The sequence below is a fragment of the Nannocystis bainbridge genome (genome assembly GCF_028368995.1).
GTDB lineage: Bacteria > Myxococcota_A > Polyangia > Nannocystales > Nannocystaceae > Nannocystis > Nannocystis bainbridge.
In genome coordinates this window covers 359,794-376,618 of the sequence record NZ_JAQNDL010000004.1, presented here as the reverse complement: position 1 = coordinate 376,618, position 16,825 = coordinate 359,794, and the positions used below count along the sequence as shown (strand labels likewise).

The 16,825-nt window shown below is 70.8% G+C and carries 12 protein-coding genes and 2 tRNA genes; 10 read left to right on the top strand and 4 right to left on the bottom strand.

All coding sequences use genetic code 11. The features are described from left to right. Window positions 1-55: 55 nt before the first annotated feature. The gene (locus POL25_RS38905) at window positions 56-394 is read right to left on the bottom strand and encodes a BolA family protein (protein ID WP_272091463.1); all 339 of its coding nucleotides are present in this window, start codon (window positions 392-394) and stop codon (window positions 56-58) included. Continuing rightward, window positions 391-2,496, bottom strand: coding sequence for a (Fe-S)-binding protein (locus POL25_RS38900; RefSeq protein ID WP_272091462.1), 2,106 nt, complete (start codon window positions 2,494-2,496; stop codon window positions 391-393). Before POL25_RS38900 ends, POL25_RS38905 begins: the two co-directional genes overlap by 4 nt. 104 nt (window positions 2,497-2,600) lie before the next feature. Here POL25_RS38900 and POL25_RS38895 point away from each other — a divergent pair, with 104 nt between their 5' ends. Then, window positions 2,601-4,076: a metallophosphoesterase gene (locus tag POL25_RS38895; protein WP_272091461.1), complete on the top strand. Its 1,476-nt coding sequence runs from the start codon at window positions 2,601-2,603 to the stop codon at window positions 4,074-4,076. 170 nt (window positions 4,077-4,246) lie between these two features. On the opposite strand, the gene ggt is transcribed toward POL25_RS38895, so the two are convergent. Further along, a complete protein-coding gene (gene ggt, locus POL25_RS38890; RefSeq protein WP_272091460.1) occupies window positions 4,247-5,842 on the bottom strand; it encodes a gamma-glutamyltransferase in 1,596 nt (531 codons plus the stop codon). Between the two features lie 410 nt (window positions 5,843-6,252). Here ggt and POL25_RS38885 point away from each other — a divergent pair. The 9 genes from POL25_RS38885 (at window position 6,253) to POL25_RS38845 (ending at window position 15,523) form a co-directional block, all read left to right on the top strand. After that, window positions 6,253-6,323, top strand: a tRNA-Gln gene (locus POL25_RS38885). A 21-nt stretch (window positions 6,324-6,344) separates the two neighbouring features. Further along, window positions 6,345-6,416 (top strand) — tRNA-Glu (locus tag POL25_RS38880). 304 nt (window positions 6,417-6,720) lie between these two features. Continuing rightward, window positions 6,721-8,562, top strand: coding sequence for a M61 family metallopeptidase (locus POL25_RS38875; RefSeq protein ID WP_272091459.1), 1,842 nt, complete (start codon window positions 6,721-6,723; stop codon window positions 8,560-8,562). Next, window positions 8,559-9,527 carry an N-formylglutamate amidohydrolase gene (locus POL25_RS38870; protein ID WP_272091458.1) on the top strand — a complete coding sequence of 323 codons (969 nt, stop codon included), beginning with the start codon at window positions 8,559-8,561 and terminating at the stop codon, window positions 9,525-9,527. The genes POL25_RS38875 and POL25_RS38870 overlap by 4 nt, the downstream gene beginning before the upstream one ends. 99 nt (window positions 9,528-9,626) lie before the next feature. Then, window positions 9,627-10,280, top strand: a complete 654-nt coding sequence (locus POL25_RS38865) for a hypothetical protein (RefSeq protein ID WP_272091457.1) — start codon at window positions 9,627-9,629, stop codon at window positions 10,278-10,280. Window positions 10,281-10,305: 25 nt separating this feature from the next. After that, window positions 10,306-11,298 (top strand): hypothetical protein, encoded by a 993-nt coding sequence (locus POL25_RS38860; protein WP_272091456.1) that lies wholly within the window; start codon window positions 10,306-10,308, stop codon window positions 11,296-11,298. A 142-nt stretch (window positions 11,299-11,440) separates the two neighbouring features. Next, window positions 11,441-12,904: a B12-binding domain-containing radical SAM protein gene (locus POL25_RS38855; RefSeq protein WP_272091455.1), complete on the top strand. Its 1,464-nt coding sequence runs from the start codon at window positions 11,441-11,443 to the stop codon at window positions 12,902-12,904. Between the two features lie 82 nt (window positions 12,905-12,986). Then, a complete protein-coding gene (locus tag POL25_RS38850) occupies window positions 12,987-14,426 on the top strand; it encodes a L,D-transpeptidase (RefSeq protein ID WP_272091454.1) in 1,440 nt (479 codons plus the stop codon). Window positions 14,427-14,482: 56 nt separating this feature from the next. Continuing rightward, window positions 14,483-15,523 carry a hypothetical protein gene (locus tag POL25_RS38845; protein WP_272091453.1) on the top strand — a complete coding sequence of 347 codons (1,041 nt, stop codon included), beginning with the start codon at window positions 14,483-14,485 and terminating at the stop codon, window positions 15,521-15,523. Window positions 15,524-15,624: 101 nt separating this feature from the next. On the opposite strand, the gene alr is transcribed toward POL25_RS38845, so the two are convergent. After that, window positions 15,625-16,797 (bottom strand): alanine racemase, encoded by a 1,173-nt coding sequence (alr, locus tag POL25_RS38840; protein WP_272091452.1) that lies wholly within the window; start codon window positions 16,795-16,797, stop codon window positions 15,625-15,627. Window positions 16,798-16,825 lie beyond the last annotated feature (28 nt).

Below are 16,825 nucleotides of genomic sequence, written 5' to 3'. Positions count from 1 at the left end.
GATGCTCTGCCCCGAGGGCCAAGCCCTCAACGACAGGTAACCCGCGGGCCGCCGCTCAGCCGGCCTTGCTGCCGCCGAGGCAGGGCGGGCTCTTGGCTGCCTGCCCGCCGCGGGCTTGCCATTGCTCCGGCGTCAGCGCCTCGATCGCCAGCGCGTGCAGCCCCGCGCGCAGCTCCTCGGCCGCGGCGGCGTTGACCTCGCGGTGGCGGGCGACCAGCGACTTGCCGGTGAAGCCCGCGCTTACGACGACCACCCGGAAGTGGCTCTCGGCGCCCTTCGGCACCGCGTGCATGTGGCTCTCGTCGCGCACCTCGAGGTGCTCGGGCGCGAACGCGGTCGTCAGCGCCTCCGTCAGCGCCCGCGCTCGCCTGCCCGAAAGGACAGCCTCGCTCACGCGCTCGCCTCGGGCCGCGGAGCCTCGGCCGGCAGCTGAGCCGCGACCACCACCGCGAGGTCCATGACCTCGACGGTCTCGTCCTTGCCGAGCGCCTTGAGGCCGTCGGTCAGCATCGTGTGGCAGAACGGGCAACCGACCGCGACCGCGTTGGCGCCGCCCTCGGCGACCTCCTTGGCGCGGTTGATGTTGACGCGCTTGGCCGGCTCCTCTTCCATCCACATGCGACCGCCGCCGGCCCCGCAGCAGAACCCGTGCTCGCGGTTGCGCTGCAGCTCCTGGACCTTGCCCTTGCCGCGGGTCGCGTGCTCGAGGATCTCGCGCGGCGCGTCGTAGACCCCGTTCCAGCGCCCGAGGTAGCACGAGTCGTGGTACGTGAACGTGCGCTCGCTGGTGTGATCGAGCTTGAGCTTGCCGGCCTGCAGCAGGTGCGTGATGAGCTGCGAGTGGTGGATGACCTCGTAGTTGCCGCCGAACTGCGGATACTCGTTCTTGATCGTGTGGAAGCAGTGCGGGCACGAGGCGATCACCTTGGTGACCTTGGCCTCGTTGAGCGTGTCGACGTTCTCCTGCGCCAGCGTCTGGAACGCCATCTCGGCGCCGAGGCGGCGCAGCGTGTCGCCGGTGCACTTCTCGCGCTTGCCGAGCACCGCGAACTTGACGTTCGCCGCGTGCAGCACCTTGACCAGCGCGCGCGTGGTCTTCTTGGCGTTGTCGTCGAAGGCGCCGGCGCAGCCGACGAACATCAGGTACTCGGCGTCGGGCACGTCCTCGACCAGCGGCACCTCGAGGCCCTCGGCCCACTTCATGCGGTCGTCCTGCGGCAGGCTCCACGGGTTGCCGGCGCCCTCGATGTTGCCGAGCACGCGCGTGACCTCGCCGGGCGTGCGGCCCGACTCGTCGTTGAGCACGATGTGCTGGCGCATCTGCAGGATCTTCAGCGGGTGCTCGATGAACACCGGGCACACCTCCTGGCACGCCCCGCAGGTCGTGCAGGCCCACAGCGTCGCGTCCTTGACCCGCCCGCCGACCATCGGCGGCAGCGCTTCGAGGTCGGCCTTGATCTTGTCGATGATCGACTTGTTCGGGCCCTCGGGCGCGTCGTCCTTCACCGTGCCGCCGGCCTTCTGCAGCTTCACCAGCAGCTTGCCGCGCTCCTTCATCTCGTCCTTGAGGTCGTGGATGAGGTGCATCGGCGACAGCGGCTTCTCGGTCGCGAACGCCGGGCAGTACATCGTGCAGCGGGCGCACTCGGTACACGAGTAGTTGTCGAGGAGGCTCTTCCACGTGAAGTCCTCGACCTTGCCCACGCCCCAGTTGTCGAACAGCGGCTCTGCGTTGGGGTCGGTCGGCTCACCGTCGAACAGCCGGGCCTTCGGCATCGCCCCGCGCTGGCCCTGGCGGCGCAGCAGGATGTTCGGCGCCGAGGTCAGCACGTGGATGTGCTTCGAGTACGGCAAGTAGTTGAGGAACGCCAGGACGATGCCCATGTGGACCCACCAGCACACCTCCGAGGCGACGTGGGCGAACTGCGGGTCCATCCCCGCGAACAGGCCGCTGATCGCCGCCGACACCGGCGCGCCGCCGGCGTAGTGACCGGCCCCCGCGATCTCGAACGCGTGGTGGCCGAAGTGGCTGATGCACAGCAGGCTGATCGCCGACAGGATCAGCATCGCGTCGAGGCTCAGCGGCACGAACGCCGGGCGAATGAAGCGGCGCGTGATCGCGTAGGCCAGCGCGGCGAGCACGATCACGTTGGCGACGTCGACGGTCGCCATGACCGCCCGGTAGGCCGCGTCGGGCATGACCAGCGAGAGGTTGACGCTGGGGCCGAACAGGCCGCTGAGGCCCATGTCGACGGTGGCGATCGTGAGGATCAAAAAGCCCCAGTAGATCGGCAGGTGGTGCCAGCTTCGCTTCTCCTCGACGACCTTGCCCTGGCCGAAGAAGAACGCCATCAGGCTGGCGATCCGTTGGGCCCAGGTCTCTTTGAGGTCGGAGGGGCGGCCGAGCGCGACGGTGCGCACCAGCGTCGACACGGTGTAGGTGAAGAGGCCGAGCGAGAACGCGACGGCGGCGGCAAAGGCGATCTGCTTGAGCATGGCAGGGCAGGCGTGGGGCAAGCACGCTATACCACAGGGCAGAGGCCAGCGTTCGTCCCTGCGCGCAAGACCGCGCCCCGGCCAGATCTCCCGCTCCCCCCGTGATGGACCCGTCCGATCAGCGCCCCGACCGCGAGCCGTCTCCCGGCCCCCGCGACCGTGCGCCCGACCTGCTCCTCATCAGCGACCTCCACCTCGGCTCCCACCTCAAACCGCGGATGCGCGGCGAGTTCGTCCACCTCGCCGTCGACATCGACCGCGGCCTGCCTCGCTTCCTCGACCACTACGCACGCGGACCCGGTCGCTGGCAGCTCGTCATCAACGGCGACTTCATCGACTTCTGGAACATCGAGGTCGGCCAGGAGAAGCGCCTCGTCGGCGAGGCCCTCGCGGTCCATCGCCTGCACGCCGTGCTCGACGCCTATCCGGGCGTCGAGGACGCGCTGGCCCGCTTCCTCGCGGCCGGCCACAACATCGTGTTCGTGGTCGGCAATCACGACGCCGAGTTCCTCTACCCCGGCGTCCGCCGCGCCCTCACCGAACGCCTCTACGCCGGCCTGGGCGAGGCCTCGCTCACGATCACGCACACCGGCAGCCCGCGCCTCGACCAGGTGGCGCGGGTGCGGTTCGTGCCGTGGTTCCTGTGCGAGGCCGGCGGGGTGTGGATCGAGCACGGGCACGTGTTCGACGCCGCCTGTCACACGGGCCAGATGCTGGCGCCGACGCGCGGCGGCCGCCTGGTCCAGTCGCTGGCCGAGGTGGCGACGCGCAGCTTCACCAACGCGATGCCGGAGATCGACTACGACGCGGCCGACAAGTTCATCTCGCCGTGGGACTACATCCGCTGGGCCTGGGCCCGCGGCCTGCGCTTCATCCTCTACGCGATCACGCTGTACTTCCGCATGGCCTTCCGCCTGCTGGCGCTGTGGGCCCGCACCGGCCGGGTCGACCGCGCCGGCCAGGCGATGCACGCCGCGCGCCTCGAGCGGATCGCGGCCACCGCCGGCCTGCAGATGAGCACCCTGACCGCGCTGCAGTCGATGGCCCCGCCGCCGGCGTCCGCGACCGTCGGCGGCGTCCTGCGGATCACCGCGCTCGACGCGATCCTCAGCGTGCTCGCCTGCCTCGGGATCGGTGTCGGCCTCGCCGCCGCGGTCGGCGCCCCGACGCTCGCGGGCCTGGCCGCGGGGGCGCTGCTGGGCTGGCTGTCGATCCGCCGCCTCCGCAAGCGCCGGCGACCGCGCGCGATGGCCGACGACATGGCCCGTGTCGCCTGTGACGTCGGCAAGGCCACGGGCGTGCCGCTGGTCCTGATGGGCCACAGCCACCACGGCGCGATCGCCCGCAACGACGAGGTGGTCTACGCCAACAGCGGCTGCTTCCTCGACGGCTCCCACCTGGTCGTCCGCCGCGACCGCAGCACCGGCCGCCTCGCCGAGGTCGAGCTCCGCGCCTGGCGCAACGACGCGGTCGCCGTCCTCGACGCCGCCCGCCTGCCCGCGGCCCCTGGCGCGCGCGCCAGCGACGAGGTAGTGGCCGAACGTTCCCTTTCGGACATGCCCGTAGCGACAGGTGCGTAAGGACATGCTCTCCTAGACATGTCCCGAAGGGACGCTACGCTGCGCGCCCCCTTCAGCTGCCGATCGCCAAGACTGGCCGGGTCCGCACCCGGCGGTCCGTCGCAGAAGCCACCCGGAGCGGCCCTGCGCGGGCTCTCGCGCAGCTACGACAGCCGCTCGGCGCCCGGCTCTCAGTACGCGACCGCGGCCCCGCCGTCGCGGGCGATGTCGGCGACCGCGCGGTAGCCCTGCGTCTTCGGGTCGACCTCGATCGAGTTGGCGTGGCCGATCGACGGCCACTCGCCGATCGTGTGCCCCTTGGCCTTGAGCCCCTCGACGGTCGCGGGGTCGAGCGTCGGCTCGGTGACGATGCGGTCCGGCATCCACTGGTGATGGACCCGCGGCGCCTTGACGGCCTGGTCGATGGTCGCGCCGTAGTCGATCAGCGCGCGCACGATCTGGGTCACCGTCGTCGAGATCGTCGAGCCGCCCGGCGTGCCGACCACCGCGCGCAGCTTGCCGTCCTTGACCAGGATCGTCGGGCTCATGCTCGACAGCATGCGCTTGCCTGGCTCGATCTTGTTCTGCTCGCCCTGCACCAGCCCGAACGTGTTGGGTGAGCCCGGCTTGACCGAGAAGTCGTCCATCTCGTTGTTGAGCAGCACCCCCGTGCCCGGCACGACCACCTTGGCGCCGAACCCGGTGTTGAGGGTGTAGGTGTTGGCGACCGCGTTGCCGAGCACGTCGACGACCGAGTAGTGGGTCGTCTGCATCGAGGTCTTGGTGCCGATCCCGGCCGCGATCTTCGACGACGGCGTGGCCTTGTTCGGGTCGATGTCGGCCAGGCGCCCCTGCAGGTACTTCGAGTCGGTCAGCTGCTCGAGCGGGATCTTCACGAACGCCGGATCGCCGAGCAGGAAGTTGCGGTCGGCGTAGGTGCGCCGCGCCGACTCGACGTAGAGGTGCAGCTCGTCGACGCTGAGCCACGGCTTCTCGTAGATCTTGAGGATCTCGCGCGCCGCCAGCAGCTGCCGCAGCACCACCCCACCGCCCGACGGCGGCGGCATCGTGATCACCTCGTGGTCGCGGTAGGTGAAGGTGATCGGCGTGCGAGCCACCGCGCGGTAGGCCTTGAGGTCGTCGGGGGTCCAGATCCCGCCCAGCGCCTTGACCTCGCTCGCCAGCTTGTCCGCCAGCGGCCCCTCGTAAAACGCCCGCGGCCCGCGATCGGCGATCGCCTCGAGCGTGCGCGCCAGGTCGGGCTGCTTCCACGTGTCGCCGGTGACGAAGGCCTCGCCCGTCGGTCGGCGGTAGATCGCCGCCGCGTCCTTGAAGCCCAGCTTCAGCATCCGCTCGCTGCCGGTGGTCAAATCCTCGGCGTGGAAGCTGTCGAGCGCGTGACCGTCGCGCGCGAGCGCCACGGCGGGAAGTACGAGATCTCGCCACGGCAGCGTGCCGAACTGCTCATGCGCCAGCGCCAAGCCCGCGACCGTGCCCGGGATCCCGGCCGCCTTCGGGCCCTCGACGCTCTCGCGCGTGGGGTTGCCCTTGGCGTCGAGGTACATGGTCGGCGTCGCCGCCGCGGGCGCGACCTCGCGGTAGTCGATCGCCGCGGTGCGGCCGTCGGCCATGCGGATCACCATGAACCCGCCGCCGCCGAGATTCCCGGCGCTCGGGTGGGTCACTGCCAGCGCCAGCCCGACCGCGACCGCCGCGTCGACCGCGTTGCCGCCCTTCTTCAAGACCGCCACGCCGACCTCGCTGGCGTGGCGCTCGGCCGAGGTCACCGCGCCATTTATGCCCACGGCCGTCGCGGGATCGCCCGCATCCTTGGCGGGGAGTGATCTCCCGCTCGCCGGTCCCTGCGCGTCCGATTCCTGCGCACCAGGCGCACCCGAGGGCCCGGGAGCCGGGCTCGCCGCAGGTGCGGCGGGTTTGCACGCGAGCGCTCCCGCGACGAGCCAGAGCGTCAGGGCCAGGGATGCGGACGGTTTCAGCGGGGCGGACATGGCCGAAACCTTACATGGCCTCCCTCCGACTGTCGCGCCATCCGCACATCGCCGTCGCTTCCAAATCATGCTTGACACCCGCCGAGGCTTGGAGCATCTTCCCCCGCACCTCGGACGCGCCCAGGGGCGCGGTTCAGACCGAAAGGTTCGAACCCACCAACACCCCCTCTCCGGCGCTTCGCCCTTCTTCGGGGATCGTCTAATGGTAGGACTGCGGTTTCTGGTACCGCCTATCGGGGTTCGAATCCCTGTCCCCGAACTACCACGTCCGAGAGTTTCTGGCCCTGTAGTCTAGCGGTTAGGACGTTGGCCTCTCACGCCGAAAGCTCGGGTTCAAGTCCCGACAGGGTCACTCAGAAAGCCCTCAGCGCACTCCGCTGAGGGCTTTCGCCTTTTGGTCGCATCGCCGAGCGACCCAAAACAAACGCCGCAGCGACTGCTCGCTGCGGCGTGATGGGTCACACGTTGAGGTCGGAGGACCAGCAGGCCGGCGGGTGACCCACCCGGACACCAGCGACGGTGCTCGGGGGCGCGCGGGTCGAAGCGTCGGCCGTATCTCCTTGGAACCCGCTTCGCGGCGATTTTCCGGGGAACCCGAACGGTGACGCCGGCGCGAAAAATTCGTCGGCCCGGACCACCTTGCTATCCTGCCTGGCGTGGATCTCGTCGCCTACCGCATCACGTTTCCGCAGCCAGGGGCGCACCTCGTCCACGTCCGCCTGGAGCTGACCGCGGGCGGGGAGATCTGCCAGCTCTGGATGCCGGCCTGGAGCCCCGGTTCGTACGTGCTCCGCGAGTACGCGCGCAACGTCCGCTCGATCGCCGCGACCGTCGACGACGCGCCGCGGGAGATCCGCAAGATCGCCAAGGACCGGTTCGAGCTCGCCAGCCAGCCGGGGGAGCGGATCGTCGTCGACTACAGCGTCTACGCCCACGACCTCAGCGTCCGCACCGCCCATCACGACGCCAGCCACGCCTATCTCCACCCGCCGCAGCTGTTCCTGGTGCCCGAGGGCTACGCCGGCCCGTTCCGCGTCGCCGTCGATCTGCTCCCTGGCTGGTCCGCGATCAGCCTCGCCGCCGATCCCGCCCGCCAGGAGCGCCACAGCCCCGGCCGCTTCGAGCTCGATCTCCCCGACCTCGACGCCCTTTTCGACACCCCGATCGAGGCCGGCTTGCTCGCCGTCACCACCCTCCCGGCCCCGTGCGAGCACGTGCGCCTGGCGGTGTGGGGCGAGCCGCTGCCCGAGTTCGTGCTCCCACGCCTGGCCCGCGTCGTCGACCAGGTCGAGCGCTTCTGGCCCGCGCGCCCCTACGACCACTACACCTTCCTCGTCCACGCGGCCGTCGGCGCTCGCGGCGGCCTCGAGCACCTCTCCGGCAGCGTCCTCGGCGTCGAGCCGGACTGGTGGGCGCCCGCTGCGCGGCGCATCCAGGCCGGCACGCTCGACCGCGACGACGACAGCGAGGCCGGCGTCTACGACCTGCTCGAGCTCGCCAGTCACGAGCTGTTCCACGCCTGGAACGTCAAGCGCTTGCGCCCGCTCGCGCTCGGCCCGTTCGACTACGGCCGCGAGAACTACACCCGTGAGCTGTGGATCGCCGAAGGCTTCACCAGCTACTACGACGGCCTGCTCGTCCTGCGCAGCGGCGAGATCAGCGTCAAGGCCCACCTCCAGCGGCTCGCCGACTCCATCGCTCGCCTGCGCGACACCCCGGGCCGCCTGGTCCAGTCGCTCGAGGAGTCGAGCTTCGACGCGTGGATCAAGCTGTACCGCCCACAGGACGACAGCCCCAACGCCTCGGTCAGCTACTACCTCAAGGGTAGCCTCGTCGCCCTGCTCCTCGACCTCTGGCTCCGCGAGTTGCAACCCTCCGGCAACGGCCTCGATGCTGTCCTCGCCGAGCTCTGGCGCCGCGGCCCCGGCGACCGTGAAACACGCGGACCTTCCACGACAAATACCTATTCCTATCCAGGCTTTAGGGTGGACGCTCTCGAGCAGATTCTAGGGGAGAAAAGCGGCCTCGCAGAGGTCCCGGGCGCCATTCGCGCACTCTGGTCTCGACCGACCGAGCTGGACTTCACCGGGCTCGCGCTGCTCGGCCTTCGCCTGTCCGAAAAGCCAGTTCAGCCCGGCCTCGTCGATCCCGGCTTCACCATCCTGGACCGTGGTGGCAGCGCCTGGGTCGAATTCGTGCGCACCGACTCGCCCGCTGAGCGCGCTGGTCTGGCCTCCGGCGACGAGCTGTTGGCCGCGCGCCGCCAGGACGGCAGCTGGCTGCGGGTCCGAGCCGCCCGGGCCGCCCGCGTCTGGGATCACCTGCAACCGGGCGCACCCGCGGAGTTGCTGGTCAGCCGGCGCGAGCGCGTGTCGACGATCTCGCTCGCCTTCGCCGCCGCGCGCGGGGCTCCGCAGATCGAGCGGATCGCCGACGCCGATCTTGCCGCCCGCGGGCGCTTCGAAGCCTGGTCCGGCCGGCGCTGGAGCGATTCGTGACCGAACCCGCGCTCGAGCAGCTCGGCCCCGAGGACGTCGGGCACCCATCGGGCACGCCGCTGCCATTTCGGTTCATCCCGGCCGAGCGCATCACCCCGCTCGTCATCAGCCTCCCGCACGTCGGCCTCGCCTGGCCCAACGACGCCACGCGAGCCCGTCCGCCGGTGGAGTTCGCCCGCAACGCCGACTACGAGGTCCACCTGCTCTACAGCCGCGCCGCCGCCCTCGGGGCCGCCGTCGTGCGCGCCGAGTACAGCCGGCTCCTCGTCGACCTCAACCGAGCCCCCGACGACGTGGGTCCCGAGATCGTCCCGGATCATCCCGCTCCGCGCCCCGATCGCCGCAGCTGGTGCGGACCCCAGGCCAGGAACCGCGGCGTCGTGTGGGGCAACGCCGTCGGCAACATCCCCATCCTCGATCGCCCGCTGTCGTACGCCGAGTTCGCGCAGCGCCTCAGCCGCTACTACCTGCCCTACCACCGGGCGCTCGCCGTGTTGCTCGCGCGCCGGCGGGCCCGCTTCGGCCACGCGATCCTGCTCGACGCCCACAGCATGCCGAGCAGCGTCCCCGGCGACTTGATCCTCGGCACCTACGAGGGCGGCGCGTGCAGCCCGGCGCTGCAGCAGCGGGCGCTCGCGGCGCTGCACGCGTCTGCGGACGGTCGGCCAGCGCTCTCCGTGCGCCTGAACGACCCCTACCGCGGCGGTGAACTCGTGCGCTCGTTCGGCAGACCGGAGGCCAGTCAGCACGCGTTGCAGCTCGAGGTGAATCGCGCGCTCTACATGGACGAGGCGAGATCCGCGGTGTGGCCGGAGCTCGCCGCGTTCGCGTCGTCCGCCGGAGCGCCGATCCGGCCCAGCCGCCCGCGTTTGACCGCGCTCATCGACCGTGTGGAATCCCTCGTCTGCGCACTGGCGAGCGCGCAGACTGGCCTTGGCCTCGCCAGTGAATCCGCCGCGCGGTGAACATCATTCGCCGCCGCGGTTCTGCAAACCCTTGTATCGCTCCTGCCCGAGAGGCTAACATCGACCAACCGCTCTCGGCTCCGTTGAAGGAGAGGCACCGTGGCTGCACCCAAGAAGACCACATCCGGCAACGCCGATGCGTTTGACGACCTGCTCGGGCAGCTCGTCGACGAGCTTGCAATGACTCCGACCATGGTGCCGGAGCCCGAGCCTCCGCCGCCGCCTCCGCCGCCGGAGCCGCCCCCGCAGGCTGAGACCTACGCTGCGCCCGTGCAGGAGGCCCCGCCGCCTCCGAAGCCGATCCTGGCGATCGCGCTCGGTGGTGGTCTCGCAGTGGCCGGCATCGCTGTCGGGCTGGCGATGTTCCTGAAGCCCGATCCGCCGCCGCCGCCTCCGCCCGCGCCGGCCAAGATCGAGACCAAGGAGCCCACGCCGGTCCAGCCGCCGGTGGTCGCGCCCAATCAGCCCGGCCAGCCGCTTCCCGGCCAGCCGAACGTCCCGGGTCAACCGATCCCCGGTCAGCCGAACGTCGCGGGTCAGCCTGGCGTCGGCACGCCGGGCCAGCCCGTCGATCCCAACGCTCCGCCCGCGCAGCCTGGCGTCACGCCCGGCCAGCCGGATCCCGACGCCAACGCCGACGCCAAGAAGACGGTCAAGAAGGTCAAGAAGACCGGCGGCGGTGGCGGTGGTGGCGGCGGCGCCAAGAAGACCGAGCCCAAGAAGAAGAGCGAAGTCGCCGATCCGTTCGGCTGAGCCACCCGAGAGAAACGACCCGCCCATGTCGATCCTGCGCGCCTCGCTGTCTGCCCTCCTCTGCACCACCCTCGCGCTGCCCACCTCGGTCGCCTGGGCCGGTCCGCCGCCGCCGCCGCCGCCGGGCGGCAACGGCGTCCAGCCCGAAGCTCCGCCCGACCCGAGCACGCTCTCTCAGGAAGATCGGCTCAACTGGGCGAAGCGGCTGTTCGGCGAGGCCAAGGCGGCCCACGACCGCGAGGACTACTACAACTCGGTCATCCGGTTCGAGCAGGCCTACGCGTTCGCGCCCGACAAGCACATCTTCGCCTTCAACATCGGCCAGGACGCGTGGGAGCTAAAGGACTGCGCCCGCGTAAAGCAGTACCTCGAGCTGTTCCTCGTCAAGGAGCAGAACAACGCCGAGCTGCGCAAGAAGGCCCAGGACCTGCTGCAGAAGTCCGAGAACAACCCGGAGTGCGTCACCGGTGGTTCTGCGGCTGCGCCCACGCCGACGACCAATAACAACAACACTTCGTCGCGTCCGGCGACCGACGAAGAGGACCCGCTGCTGCAGAAGCGCAAGAACAACAGCAGCAGCGCGGACGAGGACGACGCGCCGAAGAAGCGCGGCGTCTCCGGTCTCTTCATCGGCGGCGTCGTGCTCGCGGTGCTCGGCGTCGGCGCTGTCGGCGGCGGCATCGGCACCCTCGTGGGCGCCAAGAATCGGGCCACCGGCATCGAAGAGGCCGCCGCCGGTTCGGGCAACCTCATCTCGACCTTCCCGCAGGGTCAGTACAACAGCGACGTCGACGACGACTTCAACTCGCTGAAGACCCTCAACCTCGTCACGCCGATCCTCATCGCGGCGGGCGGCGCGCTGCTGGTCGGTGGCATCGCCATGATCGCCATCGATCGCTCCAACAAGAAGAAGAGCAAGGGCTTCTACGCCGGCAAGAAGCGGCTCGAGGTCACCGGCCTCGGCGCGGCGCCCCTGCCCGGCGGCGGCGCTGCGGGCTCCTTCGCGCTGCGCTTCTAGGCGGCGCGGCTAGACTCCACACATGGCCGTGAGCGACGAGCGAGCCCTGCTGCGGGCTCGTCTGGACCGTGAGATCGGGACTCTGGGCGTAGGGCGACCTTCCGAGGTCGCCTTCGCCTATCCCAGCCCTTATCGCGCTGGCATGTCCAGCCTGGGCTTCCAGACCCTCTACCGCCTGCTGCACGAGCTGCAGTTCGGCGCGCACCGGGCCTTCTTGCCCGACGCGTGGGAGCCGATGGCGCTGCCCTGGCCGCAGCCGCGCCGACAGATCCTCACCTACGAGGGCGAGCGACCGCTGTCGTCGTACCGCGTCGTCGCCATCTCGGTCGCCTACGAGCTCGAGCTCGCCGGCCTCGTCCGCCTGCTCGAAGGGTCCGGTATCCCGGTCCTCGCCGCCGAGCGCCGCGAACACGACCCGATCCTCATCTTCGGCGGCCCCCTCACCTTCTCCAACCCCAGCAGCCTGCTCCCCTTCGCCGATCTTTTGATCTCCGGCGAGGCCGAGGACGTCCTGCCCGACGCCATCGACCGACTGCTCGCGCATCGACGCCGCGAGCCCGCCATCGCCGCCGCCGCCGAGTTGCCGCACACCATCGTCGGCGAGCTCGTCCCCGGCCTGTTCCACGAGTTGCCGGAGCCGGCGCGGGCGAGCAAGGAGCGCGTCCCGGCGTACTCCGCGATCCTCACGCCCGACACCGAGCTCGCGGACATGTTCTTGATCGAGCCCGAGCGCGGCTGCTCGCGTCAGTGTGCCTTCTGCGTCATGCGGATCCAGCCGGGCGGCGGCATGCGCCTCGTCGAGGTCGACCGCGTCCTCGACCTCGTGCCCGAGCAAGCGCGCAAGGTCGGTCTGGTCGGCGCTGCCGTGACCGATCACCCCGACCTCGAGTCGCTGGTCGCCAGCCTGGTCGAGTCGGGCCGCTCGGTCAGCATCTCCAGCATGCGGGCCGATCGCCTCACGCCCACCTTCTTGCGCGACATGCAGCGCAGCGGTCACCGCACCATCACCGTCGCCTCCGACGGCATCAGCGAGCGCATGCGGCTGCTGCTCGATCGCAAGATCAAGGAAGAGCACATCCTGCGCGCCGCCAAGCTCGTGCATGAGCACGGCTTCCACCGCCTCAAGGTCTACGAGATGATCGGCGCCCCCGGCGAGACCGACGCCGACGTCGACGAGCTCATCCGCTTCGCCCGCGAGCTGGCCCGCATCGGCCGTCTCGCGCTGACCTTCTCCACCTTCGTCCCCAAGCGCAACACCCCGCTCGACGGTCAGGCCTTCATGGGCGTCAAGGCGGCCGAGGAGCGTCTGCGACGGATCCGCAGCGGTCTCGCCGGCAAGGTCGAGATCCGGCCGCAGTCGCCGCGCTGGGCCCACATCGAGTACTTCCTGGCCCAGCGCGGCCCTGACGCCGGCCACGCCGCGATCCAGGCCGTGCGAGCCGGCGCGCGCTACGCCGACTGGATCCGTGCCTTCGAGGCCACGCCTCCCCTCGCGCGTCCGCTCAAGTTCGGCGACGAGGCCGCGTGGGCGCGGCGGCGCGGCAAGGCGGCCGAGCGGCGCAACAAGTTCCCGCTGCCTGTCCTTGGCGCCGGCTCCGGCTCCTGAGCCGGCGCGCTGGAATACCTCGTGCCCCCTCGCGCGTGGTCGACTTTGCGGTCCGCCTGCGCGGCCGTGGTAGCGTCTCGCCGTGCAGCTCCTCGTCGCCTGGACCGCCCTCCGCACCCTCGCCGCGCTCGGCCGCCTCGAGCCCGTGGACGAGGCGCGCGAGGGCATCAAGGTCGACGCGGCGCCCGCCGCGATCGTCGAGACTCACTGGCCCGAGACCGGCATTCGCACCCGCCCGTGGGCGCCGAGCAAGCGGATCGCCACCATGTCCAAAGGGACACGTTTGGTCGTGCGGGGGCAGATCGCCAGCCGTGACAGCAGCGGCTGCAAGGGCAAGCCGTGGTACGCCGTCTATCCGTTCGGCTACGTCTGTTCGGAGCACGTCAAACCCGCGCGCGACCAGCCGACCGTCGGCCACGCGCTCGCCGACCGCATGCGTGGCGAGCGTCGCCTGCCCTTCGACTACACCAAGGTCCGCGAGGACGGCGCCCTCATGTACCGCGGCGTCGACGGCGTGCGCACCGGCGTCGCCGCGCGCAGCCTGAGCGAGGGCATGAACCTCGCCGTCGCGCGCACCCTCGAGGTCGACGGCGGCGCCTACGTCGAGACCGTCGACGGCGCGCTCGTCAGCAAGTCCGCGGTCGGCTGGCTCGGTCAGGGCTCGGCCTGGCGCGGCGTCTTCCTCGCCGGCGACGCCGGCGTCGGCCCTGCCTTCGCCTGGTCCTCGCGCGACAAGACCCCCGTGCTCGCCGAGCCCGATCTCAAGGCCGCCCAGGTCGGCACTCTCGGCCTGCGCGAGCGTGTCGACCTGCTCGAAGAGTCAGGTGAGGCCGACCCCGCGCGCTGGTGGAAGATCGGCGAGGGTCGATGGGTCCAGGCCAAGAACCTCAACGAGGTCGTGTTCACGCCGATCCCCGAAGGTGCCCTGCGCGACAACCGGCTCGCCAGCGGCGACGACCAGTGGATCGACATCGACCTCGGCGAGCAGGTCCTCGTCGCCTACCGCGGCGCGCGGCCGGTCTACGTCACCCTCGTCAGCTCGGGCAAGGGTTCGCCGACCCCGAAGGGCAACTACCCGATCTGGGCCAAGGTCGCCAGCATGACCATGGCCAACCAGGACTACGAGGACAACCCGTACATGGTCGAACATGTCCCTTGGGTCATGCTCTTCCAGGGTCACAACGCGCTCCACGGCGCCTACTGGCACGACCAGTTCGGCAAGCGGCGCAGCCACGGCTGCGTCAACCTCGCCCCGCTCGACGCCCGCTGGCTGTTCGAGTGGGTCGCCCCCGCGCTGCCGGCCGGCTGGACTGGTTACCTGCCCGCCGACCTCGAGCGCAGCGTCGTCGTCCACGTCCGCGACTCGAGCCTCCCGCCCGATCAGGCCTTCTTTCAGGAGCGGCCGATCGGCCCGCCCGACCCCGAGGAGGAGAAGCGCAGGCTGGAGGAGGCCGACGAGCGCCGGGCCGAAGCTGCTGCAGCCACGGCGGATTTCGTCCCGGCCGCGGCTGCGGGCGGCTGAGGCGTCGGATCGCCGCCGGTTGACCGTGCGATACGCGCCCGCGTATGTTCCGGGCCATGGTTCGCGCCCCTCGCTGGCTCCTCGCCTTCGTCCTCTGTGCCGCTCCGTCGCTGCCCGGGTGCAAGACCGGCCCCGGCCTCACCAAGGTCGAGGCGCCGGCCGAGGGCATCACGCTGCGCTACGACCTCACCGCGGGCCAGGTCTACCAGGGCAGCGTGCGCCGCAGCGCCACCATCCGCGCCGCCACCAGCGCCACCAGCTCCTCCCAGAGCTTCAGCTTCGATCTCACGCTGACCGTGCGCGGCGCCGACGAGGCCCACGGCGGCACCGCCGTCACTGCCCGCTTCAGCGCCGTCCAGATCAAGTGGAGCCTCCCGCCGAGCTTCCCGATCAGCGTCGCCGAGTTCAACCGGACCGCCGGCCAGCAGCTGCAGGGCCTCGAGGTCGACTTCAGCGTCGACGACACCGGCAAGATCCTCCACATGCCCGAGCTCCCCGAGGACCTCTCGGCCGAGCTCCGCGTCGTCCTCCAGCAGGCCCTGGACGCCCTCGAGACCGCCTTCCTCACCGTCCCCGCGCGCCCGCTCAAGGCCGGCGACACCTGGAAGGACGACAAGAAGCGCGGCCGCAAGGGCAAGCTCGGCCGCTACTCCGAGGGCACCGTCACCAGCAAGGTCGACGGCTTCTATCAGACCGGCGAGCCGCCGATCACCGTCGCGCGGCTCATCACCGACACCGACGAGACCGAGATCACCACCACCTCGAGCGGCAGCCACGAGGTCAAGAAGCAGTCGACGATCACCGCCCTGTTCGCCACCGACCAGCGCTACCTCTACAGCTACGTCAACGAGGAGCAGATCTTCGACGCCGGCAACACCAATACCTTCGCCAAGACCGAGGTGAACTGGTCGAAGCCGGTCAGCCAGACCGGCGGCGCCGCGGCGCCCAAGGTGCAGGACATCAGCGACCCATGCCACCCGGACTACGTCGGCTCCGAGGACTGCAACGAGGCCGGAGCGCCCCCGCCCGCCGGCGGCGAGCCCCCGGCCAGCAGCCAGCCGCCGACCACCTCCGCGCCCCCGCCCGCCGGCAACTGAGCCCGGGGCTGGTCGCTATCTCAAGGGACATGCTCGAAAGAGCATGTCCCTTCGTCATTGTCCGAACGGACATGTCCTGCGCGACATGTCCCGAAGCTCCGCTACCCCCGCCGCGGCACCCGCTTCGAGATCCCGCACAGGATCTCGTACGGGATGACATCAGCCCAACGCGCCAGCTCGTAGGCGTCGATGCGGTCGCGCCCCTGGGCCCCGAGCAGCGTCACGCGCTCGCCCTCGCGGGCGTCGGGCAGGTCGGTCACGTCGATCATCGACACGTCCATCGTGATGTTGCCGACCACCCGACAGCGGTGCCCGCGGACCAGCACCTGCGCCTGCCCGCTCATGCGCCGCGGGTAGCCGTCGGCGTAGCCGACCGGGACGATGCCGAGCCGCGACGGCCGCGTCAGCTCCATGCGGTGCCCGTACGACACCCGCGCGCCGGCCGGCAGCTCGCGGATGCCGAGGATCCGCGAGTGCACGCTCATCGCCATCTTCAACCCCGGCAGCTCGACCTCGCGGCTCGACGCCGCCCCGTAGATCGCCACGCCCGGGCGCACCATGTCGAAGTGCGCGTGCGGCAGGCGGACCAGCCCCGCGCTGTTGCACACGTGGCGGATCGGCGGGTGGAACCCGCGGCTGGCCAGCGCCGCCAGGCTGTCGCGGAACGACTCGAGCTGGCGCGGGCTCGTCACGTCGTCCGGCTCGTCGGCGCAGGCGAAGTGGGTCATCACGCCTTCGAGCCGCACGTGCTGCCCGTCCTCGCCCTCGAGCCAGTCGAGGAACTCCGGCAGCTGGCCGGGCAGCGCGCCGAGCCGCGACATGCCCGTGTCGATCTTCAGGTGGATCGGCAGCGGCGGCGCCCCGCTGCGACGGACCGCGGCGGACAGCAGCTGCAGGTGCTCGCGGGCCCACACCACCGGCGTCAGCGAGCGGTGCACGATCACGTCTTCGGAGCCCGGATGGACCCCGCCGAGCACCAGCACCGGCGCGCGGATCTCGGCCTGGCGCAGCTCGACGCCCTCCTCGACCAGGCTGACCGCGCAGCCCCACGCGCCGGCGTCGACGAACGTGCGGGCCGCCTCGATCGCGCCGTGGCCGTAGCCGTCGGCCTTGACCACCGCGAGCACGCGGCAGCGCGGACCGACGGCCGCCTGCACGGTGCGCAGGTTGTGGACCATCGCGCCGGCGTCGACATACGCATAAGTCGGCCGGACTTCGACGATCGGCGCTTGCCTGCGGTCGGCGACCCGACGATCAGGCCCGGAATAAGCCACGGGCCCGAAGTTAGCACGAGGAGTCGGG